The 14,162-nt window shown below is 61.6% G+C and carries 12 protein-coding genes and 1 pseudogene; 9 read left to right on the top strand and 4 right to left on the bottom strand.

The window, feature by feature from the left end:
• The first annotated feature begins 57 nt into the window (after positions 1–57).
• The 3 genes from M5C01_RS20730 to M5C01_RS20720 all read left to right on the top strand — a co-directional run bounded on the left by M5C01_RS20730 (position 58) and on the right by M5C01_RS20720 (position 3,828).
• On the top strand, positions 58–1,947 hold the full coding sequence (locus M5C01_RS20730) for an ATP-binding protein (RefSeq protein ID WP_152740872.1): 1,890 nt from the start codon (positions 58–60) through the stop codon (positions 1,945–1,947).
• Positions 1,948–2,140: 193 nt separating this feature from the next.
• A complete protein-coding gene (locus M5C01_RS20725) occupies positions 2,141–3,379 on the top strand; it encodes a porin (RefSeq protein WP_152740873.1) in 1,239 nt (412 codons plus the stop codon).
• Positions 3,379–3,828, top strand: a complete 450-nt coding sequence (locus M5C01_RS20720) for a substrate-binding domain-containing protein (protein ID WP_152740874.1) — start codon at positions 3,379–3,381, stop codon at positions 3,826–3,828. The genes M5C01_RS20725 and M5C01_RS20720 overlap by 1 nt, the downstream gene beginning before the upstream one ends.
• 4 nt (positions 3,829–3,832) lie before the next feature.
• On the opposite strand, the gene M5C01_RS20715 is transcribed toward M5C01_RS20720, so the two are convergent.
• Positions 3,833–6,205: an EAL domain-containing protein gene (locus M5C01_RS20715; RefSeq protein ID WP_152740875.1), complete on the bottom strand. Its 2,373-nt coding sequence runs from the start codon at positions 6,203–6,205 to the stop codon at positions 3,833–3,835.
• 348 nt (positions 6,206–6,553) lie between these two features.
• A complete protein-coding gene (locus tag M5C01_RS20710) occupies positions 6,554–7,456 on the bottom strand; it encodes a LysR family transcriptional regulator (protein WP_152740876.1) in 903 nt (300 codons plus the stop codon).
• A gap of 117 nt (positions 7,457–7,573) precedes the next feature.
• Between M5C01_RS20710 and M5C01_RS20705 the strand changes: the two genes are divergently transcribed.
• From M5C01_RS20705 to M5C01_RS20685, 5 genes are read left to right on the top strand one after another with little or no spacing between them, the layout of a single operon-like run.
• Positions 7,574–8,764: a CoA transferase gene (locus tag M5C01_RS20705; RefSeq protein ID WP_152740877.1), complete on the top strand. Its 1,191-nt coding sequence runs from the start codon at positions 7,574–7,576 to the stop codon at positions 8,762–8,764.
• A 15-nt stretch (positions 8,765–8,779) separates the two neighbouring features.
• The gene (locus tag M5C01_RS20700; protein WP_152740878.1) at positions 8,780–9,748 is read left to right on the top strand and encodes a hydroxymethylglutaryl-CoA lyase; all 969 of its coding nucleotides are present in this window, start codon (positions 8,780–8,782) and stop codon (positions 9,746–9,748) included.
• On the top strand, positions 9,745–10,140 hold the full coding sequence (locus tag M5C01_RS20695; RefSeq protein ID WP_152740879.1) for a VOC family protein: 396 nt from the start codon (positions 9,745–9,747) through the stop codon (positions 10,138–10,140). The genes M5C01_RS20700 and M5C01_RS20695 overlap by 4 nt, the downstream gene beginning before the upstream one ends.
• Positions 10,137–11,078: a D-2-hydroxyacid dehydrogenase gene (locus M5C01_RS20690; RefSeq protein ID WP_152740880.1), complete on the top strand. Its 942-nt coding sequence runs from the start codon at positions 10,137–10,139 to the stop codon at positions 11,076–11,078. The genes M5C01_RS20695 and M5C01_RS20690 overlap by 4 nt, the downstream gene beginning before the upstream one ends.
• Before the next feature lie 31 nt (positions 11,079–11,109).
• On the top strand, positions 11,110–12,426 hold the full coding sequence (locus M5C01_RS20685) for a dicarboxylate/amino acid:cation symporter (RefSeq protein WP_152740881.1): 1,317 nt from the start codon (positions 11,110–11,112) through the stop codon (positions 12,424–12,426).
• 31 nt (positions 12,427–12,457) lie between these two features.
• On the opposite strand, the gene M5C01_RS20680 is transcribed toward M5C01_RS20685, so the two are convergent.
• Complete coding sequence (locus tag M5C01_RS20680; protein WP_152740882.1) at positions 12,458–12,832, bottom strand: antibiotic biosynthesis monooxygenase; 375 nt, start codon at positions 12,830–12,832, stop codon at positions 12,458–12,460.
• A 209-nt stretch (positions 12,833–13,041) separates the two neighbouring features.
• On the opposite strand from M5C01_RS20680, the gene M5C01_RS20675 reads away from it, so the two are divergent.
• On the top strand, positions 13,042–13,899 hold the full coding sequence (locus M5C01_RS20675; RefSeq protein WP_152740883.1) for a helix-turn-helix transcriptional regulator: 858 nt from the start codon (positions 13,042–13,044) through the stop codon (positions 13,897–13,899).
• 58 nt (positions 13,900–13,957) lie between these two features.
• Here the strand turns inward: M5C01_RS20675 and M5C01_RS20670 are convergent.
• A pseudogene (locus tag M5C01_RS20670) lies at positions 13,958–14,162 on the bottom strand (carbon starvation protein A); the annotation flags it as partial.

The raw sequence follows: 14,162 nt of genomic DNA, 5'->3' as shown, positions 1-14,162 counted from the left end.
TAACCCCGGCGGATGCCCTCTAGCCTAGAAGTGTTGGTACAACGCAGGGAGCACAGCATGTCGATCCAACGACCAGACGGACTGAGGTCGGCTCCCACTATTGCCAGGTCTGCGGCCGCCATTGCCAGGACCACCCGCAGTTTTTTCCAGCGTGGGCTCGATCAGGTCAAGGAAGCCTACATCCTGTTTCCGCTGCTGGCCGCTGTCCTTTTGCTGGTTATCTGGACGGCAACGCTGTACCTCATCAACAGTGAACTGGTACGGGCGCAACGCGGGGCAACCACGGCCAGCCTGGAGATCGGCGCCACCTACGAGGCCCAGATGTTGCGTGCCGTCCACGAAATCGATCAAACCCTCAAGCTGGTCAAATACACCTATGAGGCCGAAGGCCAGCGTAATCCACTGCCCAGGCTCAAGGAGCGGGCGTTATTGCCGCCGCCCCTGTTGTTTGACGTCAGTGTGGTCAACCCGGACGGCGGGCTGGTGGCGAGTACGCGGGCCAACGATACGGAAGCCATTTCGGACCGGGATGAGCAACAGGCACTGCAGCACGACGACACACTGTTGATCAGTCATGCCTGGAAAAAACCGCAGACGGGAGAATGGCGGCTGCGTTTCAGCCGCCGGCTGAATGCGCCGGACGGTGGGTTTTCGGGCATCGCCCGGGTCGAGGTCGATGCGGCCTATTTCGTCAGCAGCTATGACGCCTCGAAACTCGGCGACCATGGCGTCCTTGGTTTGTTGGGTACCGATGGCATTTTTCGGGTACGCCGAAGCGGCGATGCGGTGCTGGCCGGCGATGCGGTGGATTATGCGGCGTTGGTCCCGGACACCGATGACACCCAAGCGCTGTTGGCGACCAATACCTGGGACGGCGTGCGCCGCTACACCAGCGCCCGTCAGCTCTATGACCTACCCCTGGCAGTGATCGTCGGGCTGTCTGAAGAAGAACAACTGGCCACGGTGACCGGTCAGGCGCATACCTATTTGTGGCGGGCCGCGGGCGGCAGCCTGCTGCTGGTGTTGCTGGTCGGCCTGCTGAGCCGGATGAGCTGGCAGCTCGCGCAAAGCCGCTTGCGCACGGCCGAAGCCCAGGCCCAGCTGGTCGCCATTGCACGTCAGGCCGGCATGGCGGAAATCGCCACCAATGTCCTGCACAACGTGGGCAATGTGCTCAATAGCGTGAATGTCTCCGCCGAAGTGGTTACCCGCAAGTTGCGCACCAGCAAAGCCCAGGGGCTGAGCAAAGCGGTGCAGTTGATGAACGAGCATGTCGAGGATCTGGGTCACTTCATCTCCCAGGACGAGAAAGGCAAGCTGCTTCCGGGCTATCTGAACCAGTTGGTGGACGCTTTGGCGCTCGAACAAAAGAGCATGACCGACGAGCTCGATCAATTGACCCAGAGCATCGATCACATCAAGGAAATCGTCGCGGCCCAGCAGTCTTATTCAGGGGCATCCAGTCTTGCCGAGGCCGTACAGGTACCGCAGTTGATCGAGGATGCGCTGCGCATGAATGCCAGTTTCCTCGCTGCCCGCCAGGTCACCGTGGTGAAAGAGTTTGCCGAAACGCCCTGTTTGCAACTGGACAAGCACCGCTTGCTGATGATCCTGGTCAATCTGATAAAAAATGCCGGCGGCGCGATGGACAATCCAGCCGATCGACCTCCGCTGATTACCCTGCATACCGAGATGCTGCCGGAGCAGACCCTGGTCATCAAGGTGATCGACAATGGCGAGGGGATTGCCGAGGAGAATCTGACGCGGATTTTTGCCCACGGATTCACCACGCGCAAAGACGGCCATGGTTTCGGATTGCACAGCTGCATCCTGGCGGCCATGGAGATGGGCGGGGCATTGAAGGTCCACAGCGACGGGCCGGGACAAGGGGCAATCTTCACCCTGGAACTGCCCAGCCAGGTTTCGAGCCCGGCAGCGGCTGCATAACCCGGGCGTATGGGGTTTTGTCGTCTACAATTTTGCTCGTGGCATCGCTGGGTTTTATTGAGCCAACGTTACAAGGAATAGAACGAATGGCCGCAGTCCTCCTCGACACTTCATCAGTCAATCGCCAAGCGTGTTCCCGAGCGAAAGCGTGCCCGGATGTATTCGCATCCCCTGTTGTGGTTGCATTGAACCCATGAGGCTCGCACTCAATACGCTGGCCTTGGCCGTGATGACGTTATATACCGCCACCGTGAAGGCCGACGACGCCACGATGCCCACGTTTTCCCTGAGCAGTTTCGGCACTGCGGGTATTGTTCACTCCAGCGAAAAAAACGCCGACTTCACCTCCAGCATCTACAAGCCCAACGGTGCCGGTCACACCCGTAGCTGGGATGCGGATGTCGACAGCCTGATCGGTGCCCAGGTAACGGCCAACTTTACCCGGCAGCTCTCGGCCGTGGTGCAGGTCATCTCGGAGCAGAATTACGACAACAGCTACCGTCCCACCCTCGAATGGGCGAACTTCAAATACCAGTTCACGCCCGATTTCAGCCTGCGCGCCGGTCGCACGGTGCAGCCGGCTTTCCTGCTCTCCGACAGCCGCAAAGTGGGTTACACCCTGCCATGGGTACGCCCGCCGGGAGAGGTCTATAGCCTGATACCGGTCACCAGCACCGATGGCCTTGACCTCAGTTACCGGCTGCACTTCGGCGACCTGACCAATACCGTGCAGGGCAATGTCGGCCAGGGCGATTTCCGGATGCCCGCCAACACCGGCAGGACCTTGAGCAGGGACGCGTGGGGCATTTCCAATTTGACTGAATATGGGGACTTGACCACCCGCGTCACCTACCAGAAAACCCACGTGACCGTGGAGTCGTTCAATCCACTGTTCGACGGTTTCAGGGACTTCGGTGCGCAAGGCAATGCGATAGCCGACCGTTATGATGTCAAGGGCAAGCCCTTTGAGTTTATCGGCGTGGGGGCCATCTATGATCCAGGCAAGTGGTTCGTCATGGGCGAATGGGGGCATATCGACAGCCATTCGGCAATAGGGACGATAAACGCCTGGTATGTCAGCAGTGGCTATAGAATTGACACCTTCACACCCTATGTCACCTACGCCCGCTCCAAGACGGTCAGCGAAACGTCCAGCGCGGGTCTGACGACATCGGGTTTATCGCCAGACCTCGCGAGCGTCGCGGCTGACCTTAACGGCGCACTCAACACCCAACTGGCATCGGGCAGCGGCCAGCAGACCCTGTCCGTCGGCATGCGCTGGGACTTCACGAAGAATATGGACGCCAAACTGCAGTACGATCACACGCGTTTAGACAGTAACGCCAGTGGTCCGTTGGTCAATCTCCAGCCGGGCTATGAGCCGGGAGGCTCGTTCAATCTGCTCAGCCTTGCTGTCGATTTTGTCTTCTGATGGCGCCGATCCTGCGGTGTCTCAAACGTGCCGGTTGCACGCTGGCAGGGTTCGCCCTGTGCCTGGGCAGCACGCTTGCCATGGCCGAGGTGGTGGTGGTTGTCGCCGCTGCCAGCCCGGTGCAGGCGTTGACACGCAACCAGGTGGCGGACATCTTCCTGGGCAAGACCAATCGTTTCCCCAGCGGCAAGCCGGTCACTCCGATCGACCAGACGGAAGGCTCCGCAACCCGTGATGAGTTCTACACCAGCTTCACCGGCAAGTCGGCCGCGCAGCTCAAGGCGCACTGGTCGAAAATCATTTTTACCGGCAGGGGCCAGCCGCCGGAAGCGGTAGCCAATGGCGCGGAAGTGAAGAAACGGATTGCCGGGAATCCCGACAGCATCGGCTATATCGAGGCCCATGACGTGGATGCCAGCGTCAGGGCCCTCCCTCCCGACCCGCAATGAGTGCTTACCTGCCGGGCGCCTTGTTGGCCGCCTGGACCTGGAGCAAGACCCCGAACTGATCGGCGGGCACCGGCTTGTTGAAGTAGAAACCCTGGAACTCGTCGCAGGCGTTGTCCCGCAGGAAATCGGCCTGTTCGCGGGTTTCCACGCCTTGGGCCACCACGGTCAGGCTGAGGGTTCGACCCATTGCGATAATGGCCTCGGTCAGGGCCTTGTCTTCCGCCACGCTGGTGACGTCACGGATAAACGAGCGATCGATCTTGATCGAGTCGAGTGGAAACTGCTTGAGTGCCGAGAGCGAAGAGTAGCCAATCCCGAAATCATCGATGGCGATTCGGATCTTCAGTTTTTTCAGACCGTTCAACACCTGCAGCGCTCTTTTGACATCCTGCATGAGCAGGCTCTCGGCGATCTCCAGCTCCAGCAGGCCGGGCTCCATGCCGGTCTCTGTCAGTATCGTGGCGAGGTCGGTGAGTAGATTGTCATCGACAAACTGCCGGGCCGTCAGGTTCACGGCGACCCCCAGATGCGGCAGCCCCTGCCGTTGCCAGGCGATGTTTTGCAGGCAGGCCGTTCTCAGCACCCACTTGCCGATGGGCACGATCAAACCGGTTTCCTCGGCGACGGGGATAAATTGCATGGGGGCTATCAGCCCCAGGTCCGGGTGTTCCCAGCGCAACAGCGCTTCCATGCCGGTAATCCGGCCGCTACGGATATCGCGTTTGGCCTGATAGTGAAGCCGGAACTCGTTACGTTCCAATGCATGGCGCAAGCCGAGTTCCAGGGTCAAGCGTTCCAGCGACTCGGCGTTGAGTTTCTCGGAGTAGAACTGGAAGTTGTTTTTACCCTGTTGCTTGGCCTGATACATGGCGATATCGGCATGTTTGGTCAGCGTCTGCTCGTCCAGGCCATCTTGCGCATAGAGGCTGATGCCGATGCTGGCGGTTACCCGGAACTCTTGCCCTTGAAGCTTGAAAGGCTTGGCGATGGCCGAGAGGATTTTCTGCGCGGTGTCCGCCACATACTTGGCCTCGGACAGCTCCGGCAGCAGGACCACGAATTCGTCGCCACCCAGGCGGGCGACGGTATCGCTGGCGCGCAGGCAGGCCGTGAGGCGGCCCGCGACTTCCTGCAGCAGTTGGTCGCCGGCATGGTGGCCCAGCGTATCGTTGATGTGTTTGAAGCGGTCGAGGTCGAGGAACAGCACCGCCAGTTGCCGATGATCACGGCGCGCCTCACTGATGTTCTGGCTCAACAGTTTGCTGAACAGGCTGCGATTGGGCAGCGCCGTGAGACCGTCGTGGTAGGCGAGGTACTCGACGCGCTCGGCATAGGCCACCTTGTCTTCGGCGGCGCGCAAGCGACTTTGCGCCAGCTGCCAGTTCATGCGGCTCAGCAGGCCGGCCAGAAGCACCAGCAGCAGACTGCCGGCGGCGGCTCGCCACAGGTAGGTCTGCGCTTGCCGGGTCACGGCGGCCAGGCGTTCTTCGGCGGATAACCCGACAATCACCGCCAGGGGAAAGTCATACAGCTGGCGGACACTGGTGTAGCGTTGCACGCCATCCCAGGCATTGGTCGAGAGCCGCGCCTGGGTGTCTTCGGTATTGGGCGCCAGTGTCGCGTAGTCGACGGCATCGCCGGCCAGCACCGACTCTCCGCTGCGTCGTACCCGGAAGATGCCATCGGTGCCCAGGAGTCCGAGTACGCCCCGCTCGCCGAGTTTCGAGTCGTCATAACTGCTGACGAAATAAGCCGCATCGACTTCGACCCGGGCAATACCCGAGAACGCGCCGTTCGCTGCATTGAGCCGACGGCTGAAGCGCAATCGCCATTCCCCCGTCAGCGGATTTTTCCAGGGGCGACTGATCAACAGCGTATCGTTGTGCCGCAGCGTCTGTTGTTCGTCCGGTTCGGTGATATTTCCCGCCTCGTTGGCGCGAGTACTCGCCACGGGTTCACCGTCCGGGGTGACCACACTGACGTCAAACAACAGGGCCGGCGGCAACAAGGCCCGCTCCTTGAGCTTGGGCAGGGGATTACGCTCACCCTCGGTCTCATAGGTGTATTTGATCAGCTTGAGGGTTTGGTCAATTTCACGAACGGCGCGCAACATCTGCGCTTCGTAGGTAGCGCTGATCTCCAGGCTGGTGGTGGCTGCGTTGCGTTGCGCCCGCGTCTGTTCGATCTTGATCAGGTAGAGGGTGGCCGACCAGATGGCCAGCACCAGCAAGGCGGCCAGTAACGGGAACAGGATGTAGGCTTCCTTGATCGGCTCCAGAAGGCGCCGAAAGAGGCTGTCGCGGTTCTCGGAAGGTGGGGCGACGGGCGTTGCGCTATCGGGAGCCGATCTCAGTCCGTTTGTCCGTTGGATCGACATGCAGTGCTCCCTGCGTTGTAGCAACACTCTAGGCTAGCGGGCATCCGACGGGGTGATGGCTCGAGGACGGGGCCTTGTAGCGTCCGTGCGAAAGAGATTATCAACTGATCCGGTAGGAACTATAGACCACAAAAGACACCTGCCTTCCGAGGGGCACTCCGGGATATTCGATCTATCCCTTCTCTGAATCCTCAATACCGGCAAGCAGGTCCGTGGCCAATGCGAATGCCGCCGTTCTGGCGGGAGCGCCCAGCGTCTGCGTTCTGGCACCGGTCGTCAGCACAAACGCCACCCGGTTGAGTGGCATTTTTGTGGGCGCGCGCTTACTTCTCCAGCACGACCGGCGGTTTACCTTTCTGCGCTGCTCAGATATTCAAACAACTTGGCCGCCTCCGGGGCCAGTTGCGCTGCGTCCTTGACCCCGACAAACAAGGTGCGCCGGGCCCAGTCATCGCTCAGGTCGACGGCTATCAGGCGAGTGCCGAGCAGTTCGCTCCGTACCGCCTGCAACGGCAATATCCCGATCCCCAAACCCGCTTCGATCATGCGGCAGATACCGTCGAAGCTGCTGACCTGAATGCGTACCTTGAGGACCTTGCCCGCGCTCACGGCGGCATCGTTGATCCGGCGCAGCAGCGAGCTGCCCTGATTGAGCGCGACGTAATCGAAGCCGAGCGTGTCCGTGAAGGACACACGGCCCGCATTGGCCAGCTCATGGCCGACAGGCACCAGCAGCACCAGGCGATCGTTGCGATAGGGCAGTGTGTAGAGCCCCTCGGCCGGCACGTTGTCGGCAAAAATACCGATATCGGCGCGTCCGTTCTCCACGGCTTGAATGATCGGTTCGCTGAGGGCTTCTTCCAGTCCGATGCGCACGTGGGGGTTGGCGCGCAGGAACAGCGTCAGGTCACCCGGCAGGAACTGGACCACCGCCGAGGTGTTGGCGAATAACCGTATATGCCCGCGCACGCCCACCGCGTAATCACTGGCATCAGAGGCCATGCGGTTGACCCCTTCAAGAATCGTCCTGGCGTGCTCGACCATCCCTTGTCCCGCCGCCGTCAGTTCAAGCCCCCTCGGCAACCGCACGAACAACGGACACTGGGTCGTGCGCTCCAGCTCGGCCAGGCGCTTGCTGGCCGCCGAGACCGTCATATTGGCCTTGTCGGCGGCGCGGGTCAGGTTGCCGGCCTCGGCGGCGAAGATCAGCAGGCGCAAGGACAACAGGTCGAAATGCAGGGGATTGATCATCAAAAGAGTCCAAGGCTTTCCAGTTTGGAAAGGATAGTGGCGAAATATGAAATTTTCATCTGCCGGGTTTGTGTCGATTATCCCTGTCACAAGTACTCGACAAGAACGGAAAACGCCATGGATTTACCTCTGCAAGGTGTGAAGGTCGTGGAGCTCGGCCAACTTATCGCCGGGCCCTTTGCGGCGAAGATGCTCGGTGAGTTTGGCGCCGATGTGATCAAGATCGAGCCGCCAGTCACCGGCGACCCGCTGCGCAAGTGGCGCTTGCTGCACGACGGGACGTCCGTCTGGTGGGCCGCGCAGTCACGCAACAAACGCTCGCTGACCCTGGATTTGCGCCAGGCCGAGGCGCAGCAGGTGGTGCGCCAACTGGTGGCCGATGCCGATGTGCTGATCGAGAACTTCCGTCCGGGTACCCTGGAAAATTGGGGGCTGGGCTGGGACACACTGCACGCATTGAACCCCAGACTCATCATGTTGCGCGTCTCCGGTTACGGTCAGACCGGACCCTATCGTGACCGGCCCGGCTTCGGCGTGATCGGCGAAGCCATGGGCGGCCTGCGGCATCTCTCCGGCGAGCCCGGGCGCACGCCGGTCAGGGTCGGCGTTTCTATCGGCGACTCGCTGTCGGCCCTGCACGGGGTGATCGGGATTCTGCTCGCCTTGCGTCACCGTGAACAGAACGGCGGGGAAGGCCAGCAGATCGACGTGGCGCTGTATGAATCAGTGTTCAACATGATGGAAAGCCTGCTGCCCGAATACTCGGTGTTCAACACCGTGCGTGAACCCGCCGGCAGCAGTTTGCCGGGAATCGCCCCGACCAATGCCTATCGTTGTCGCGACGGCGGTTTTGCCCTGATCGCCGGCAATGGCGATAGCATCTATCAACGCCTGATGGAAGTGATTGGCCGCCGTGATCTGGCGAGTGATCCCGACCTCGCGCAGAACGACGGTCGCGTGTTGCAGGTCGAGCGCATCGATGCCGCCATCTCCCAATGGACCGCGCGGCTGGGCCTCGACGAAGTGCTGTCGATCCTGACCGAGGCACGGATTCCGGCCGGCAAGATCTACAACGCCGCCGATATCGCCCAGGACCCGCATTACCGGGCGCGGGACATGCTGCTCGACAGCCAGTTGGACGACGGCACTCCAGTGACCTTGCCCGGCATCGTGCCCAAGCTGGGCAGCACACCGGGCCGCGTAGCGCGCCCGGCACCCACTCTCGGCCAGCACACCCGCGAGATTCTCGACCAGCTTGGCATCGAGCCCGCGCAGCAGGCCGACTGGCGCCAGCGCGGCATCATTTGAACCCGAGGAATGTCCATGCAACGTCTTTTCCTGCAGGAAGTCGCCACCCGTGACGGCTTCCAGAACGAAGCGCGATTTATCGACACCGCCGACAAGATCGCCCTGATCGACAGCCTCAGCCAATGCGGCTTCGCCAAGATCGAGGTCACCTCGTTCACCTCGCCCAAGGCCATTACCGCGCTGCGGGATGCCGAAGCGGTGATGCATGGCATCCGCCGCAATCCGGCGGTGGAGTACACCGTGCTGGTGCCCAATGTGCGCGGCGCCGAGCGGGCCCTGGCGTGCACTATCGATGAAGCCAATCTGGTGATGTCGGTCAGCGAACCCCACAACCGTTCCAACCTGCGCATGAGCCGCGAGCAGTCGTTTGCCCAGCTCAGCGAAGTGTTCAGTGTGATCGGCCAGGCACCGGTGGCGATCAATGTGTCGTTGTCGACGGTGTTCGGTTGCCCGATGCAGGGCGATGTGCCGGTGGGGGAAGTGTTGCACTGGGTCGAGCGCTTTGCCGAACGAGGCGCCCGCGGGGTGACCTTGTGCGACACCACCGGCATGGCCTACCCGAGCCAGGTCGAGGCGCTGTCTCGTGCGGTGCGCGAGCGTTTTCCGGCGCTGCAGCTGACCCTGCATTTCCACAATACCCGTGGCATGGCCCTGGCCAATGCCCTGGCGGCCATCGAGGCCGGTGTCGACCGTTTCGACGCCTCCCTTGGCGGCCTCGGCGGTTGCCCCTACGCGCCGGGGGCCAGCGGCAATGTCTGCACCGAAGACCTGCTGCACATGCTGCAGTTGATGGGGTTTGACACCGGGGTCGACCTGGACCGCGTGCTGGCCGCAGCCGCGCAGTTGCCGGGGCTGGTCGGCCACGAGATTCCCAGCCAGATCCTCAAGGCCGGCAAGCGCCTGGACCTGCACCCGATACCCGCCCATGTCGCCAGCCTGGAAAAACAGGTGCCATCGACCCGAACCCAGGAGTTGCAACCATGATCGACCATCTTGACCACCTGGTGCTGACCACCATCGACCCGGTGGCCGCCGAGGAATTCTATGTGCGGGTCATGGGGATGCAGGTGCAGACCTTCGCTGGCGGGCGCAAGGCGTTCGCCTTCGGCCAGCAGAAAATCAACCTGCACGTGCGCGGTCACGAGTTCGAGCCCAAGGCGCACCTGCCGGTGCCGGGGGCGCTGGACCTGTGTTTTATCGCCTCGATCCCCCTGGAGCAGGTGATTGCCCATCTGGCTCGTGTCGACTGGCCGATTATCGAAGGCCCGGTGTTGCGGACCGGGGCCACGGGGCCGATCCGCTCGGTGTACGTGCGTGATCCGGACCTGAACCTGATCGAGATTTCCGAGCCGGTACAACCGGAGCCTGCATCATGAGGGTGGTGTTTCTCGACAGCGCCAGTCTGCCCGTGGGCCTGGCACGTCCGGCCTGGATCACGTCCTGGCAGGATCGCTCCGACACGACTCCGGAGCAAGTGGTGGAGGCTGTCCGCGATGCCGATGCCGTAATCACCAACAAGGTCCGCATCGGCCGGACCGAACTCGAGCAACTGCCCAACCTGAGATTTATCTGCGTCGCCGCCACCGGCTACGACTGCATCGACCTGGTGGCCTGCCGTGATTTCGCCGTAACGGTGTGCAATGTCCCGGCCTACTCGGCGCAAAGCGTCGCCGAGTCGGTGATCGCCTCGATCTTCGCCTTGCGCCGGCAGCTGTTCGCCTACCAGGCCGCCGCCGTGCGCGACTGGCCGGATTCGCGGCACTTCTGCGTCCATCGCGCGCCGATCCGCGATGTGCAGGGCAGCGTGCTGGGTATCATCGGCAAAGGCGCCATCGGCCAGGCCACGGCCCGTCTGGCCAGTGCCCTGGGCATGCAGTTGCTCTATGCCGAACACCGTGGTGCGATCCCGGTGCGCAAGGGTTACCAGGCCTTTGAAACGGTGCTGGCGCAAAGCGATGTGATCTCGCTGCACTGCCCGCTGACCGAGCACACCCGCCATCTGATCGGTGCCGCGGAACTGGCGCGGATGAAACCCGGCGCCGTGCTGATCAATACCGCCCGCGGGCCGTTGGTGGATGAGGCGGCGGTGCTCGCCGCCTTGGACAGCGGCCGCCTCGGCGGCGCGGCCCTCGATGTGCTGGGCCAGGAGCCGCCAACGGCTGACCACCTCTTGCTCACCCAGCGCCATGCCAACCTGATCGTCACGCCCCATGTGGCCTGGGCCAGCCAGAGCAGTCTGCAACGCCTGGCCGACGGCATCCTAGGCAACCTGCACGGCTACTACTCGGGGAACCTGATCAACCTCGTCTCGTAACGGCTTCACCCCCTAACAAGAAGGTCGACCCATGACAACAATAACAATAGGAAAACCGCGCCCTTCAAGGCTGCGCGGGGTGTTTCGCCATCTGTATGTACAGGTGCTGCTGGCGATCGTGCTGGGCATTGTCTTCGGGCATTTCTACCCCAGCCTCGGCGAAGAAATGAAGCCGCTGGGCGACACCTTCATCAAGCTGATCAAGATGCTGATTGCGCCGATTATCTTCTGCACCGTGGTCAGCGGCATTGCCAGCATGCAGAGCCTCAAGCGCATCGGCCGGGTCGGCTTCAAGTCGTTGCTGTACTTCGAGGTGCTGACCACCCTGGCGCTGGTGGTGGGATTGATCGGGGTCAACCTGATGCAGCCCGGCGCCGGCATGCATATCAACCCGGCGAGCCTGGATGCCCATGCCATCGACGGCTACAGCAAGCTGGCCCATGAACAGAGCGTGGTGGGGTTTCTCACCCATATCGTGCCCGGTACCGTGTTCGGCGCCTTCGCCGAGGGCGATATCCTCCAGGTGCTGTTCATTTCCATCCTGTTTGCCTTTGCCTTGCAGATGCTCGGCGCCGCCGGCAAGCCGCTGCTGAACCTGATCGACATGGTGGCCCAGGCGTTTTTCCGCATGGTCCGGATCGTCATGTACGTCTCGCCGTTGGGGGCCTTCGGCGGCATGGCCTTTACGGTCGGCAAGTACGGCGTGGGCTCCCTTGGGGCGTATGGCAACTTGCTGATCTGCTACTACGTGACGGCGCTGTTTTTTGTCCTGGTGGTGCTCAATCTGGTGGCGCGATTGGCGGGCTTCAGCCTGTGGCAGTTCCTCAAGTACATTCGCGACGAGCTGTTCCTGGTGCTGGGCACCTCGTCTTCGGAGTCGGCCTTGCCGCGTTTGATGGGCAAGCTGGAGCGCCTCGGCTGCGAGAAATCGGTGGTGGGCCTGGTGGTGCCTTCGGGTTACTGCTTCAACCTCGATGGCAGCTGTATCAACATGACGGTGCTGGCGATTTTCATCGCCCAGGCGCTGGATATCCACCTCGACCTCTGGCACCAGGTGACCTTGCTGTTCATTCTGCTGCTGACCTCCAAGGGGGCGGCCAGTATCACCGGCGGGGCGTTTATCACCCTGGCGGCGACCCTTGGCAGCCTGGATGTCATCCCGGCGGCGGGGTTGGTGCTGGTACTGGGGGTCTACCGGTTTATTTCCGAGGGCGGGGCGTTGATCAATGTGATCGGCAACGGTGTGGCGACGCTGTTTATCGCCAAGTGGGAAGGGGCGCTGGACGAAGAGAAGCTGGCGGCCGAATTGCACAAGGGCTGTGCCCGTGAGCGGGAGGTAGAGTCCTGAACGAGTTGTCGTGAGGCAGCCCCAAGACCGCTCAGTCCACGAAAACTGAGCGGTTTTGGGTTTTTGAAGCAGCTTGCCCCGACTTGCTGGCGTTGTTTTCCCCTGCGTCGGGAGCGCCAAGCATAAAGGTCCCGAACTTGAGGGTATCGGCGAGTCGCTCCAGCGTCAGGGCGAACAGGTCCGCCAGGCAAGGCAGGCTGAAATGCGCTTCCATGGTCGCCGACGCGTTCCAGTAGCCGGTCATGATCCAGACGTCATGGCGCGAAGAGCAGCGCGTCAGGCTGTACGAGGTGCAACCGGAGAGGTTCTGCAAGGTTTCAACCAATGCGTTCAGTCGAGCCTGCAGGGCTGTTGAACAACTGTCTCTTGCGTGGATTTCAACGGTGCTGATGGCAACGAGGTGCATGGGGGTTACCTAGGTCAAGGTGGATCGGCCCGTGTGTATCCAGACCCGCGGGAACTGTGTGGCATCGACCCGCATGTCCGTACTCCTGGGTACTCAATAGGATCACCCACACGATACTCAGCCCTCGACTGGACGTCATTGCACAATATGGTCACACTATTTTTCAAAACGGCCAAATGTTCCTTCAGACCCGAGGTTCAATTTCCTTGATGCAACGTTCATCCGACGATCTGGCGGGCTCACGGGATGTCGATAACATTCCCCGTCCCGTTTATGCCCTGAATGCTTCCCTGGTCTCCGAAGATTGGGAGCATGCCAAGCACCAGCACCGCAAGGCACAACTGCTGTATTCGGTACGCGGCATCCTCAATTGCGAGGTCGAGGACGGGGTCTGGATCGTGCCGCCGCAATGTGCGGTGTGGATCCCGGGCAGCATGCTGCATGTGGCTCGCAGTTCTGGCGAAACGGAGTGCTACTGCCTGTTTATCGAGCCTGAGGCCGTCGCCAATCTACCTCGATTCTGTTGCACCCTTGCGGTCTCGCCGCTATTGCGGGAACTGATCCTGCGGGCGGTGAGCCTGCCACATCTGTATGACGAGCAGGGGCGCGATGCCCGTCTGGTCGCGACGTTGCTCGACGAGTTATGCGAGGCTCCGGTGGAAGACCTGCACTTGCCCATGCCGCGAGACCGGCGGCTACGGCAACTGGCGCAGCGGCTGCTGGACGAGCCTTCGGCCAAGGTGCCGATGAGCGAATGGGCTACGCGTATCGGCATGAGCGAGCGGAGCATGAGCCGGCTGTTGTTGCAGGAAACCGGCGTGAGTTTCGGTCGCTGGCGCCGGCAGTTGCATATCATCCTGTCACTGCGACGCCTGACCCGGGGTGACAGTGTGCAGGCGGTTGCCCTGGACCTGGGCTACGAAAGTTCCAGCGGGTTTGTCACCATGTTCCGCAAGGCGGTCGGCAAACCCCCGGCGCGCTATCTGCTGGAGCGCGTGGTCAACACCACGCGGGAGGGCGGCTTTGCCAATGTGCCCGGTGGTATTGTGCTGGCTGCGGATCAATGAAAAAGGCTCCGTATCTTTCGATACGGAGCCTTTTTCCATCTACGTCGGCAATCCTCGATCAAGCCTGCGGAATAGGCTGGAAGGGCGACTCCTTATCCGTACGCTCCTTGCTGCCCCAGGCCGCGACACCGACCTTGATGGCATAGAACAGGATGCTGAAGACCACGAACAGGAACAGTGCCGTCAGCGTGGCGTTGGTGTAGGCGTTGAAGATCACGTGCTGCATCTGGGTGATGTCCTTGGCCGGGGCGATCACCTGGCCT

It is taken from the genome of Pseudomonas sp. MWU12-2319, assembly GCF_023242525.1.
In the GTDB taxonomy this organism is placed as follows: Bacteria; Pseudomonadota; Gammaproteobacteria; order Pseudomonadales; family Pseudomonadaceae; genus Aquipseudomonas; species Aquipseudomonas gingeri_D.
This window is presented reverse-complemented; position numbering and strand designations above follow the sequence as displayed.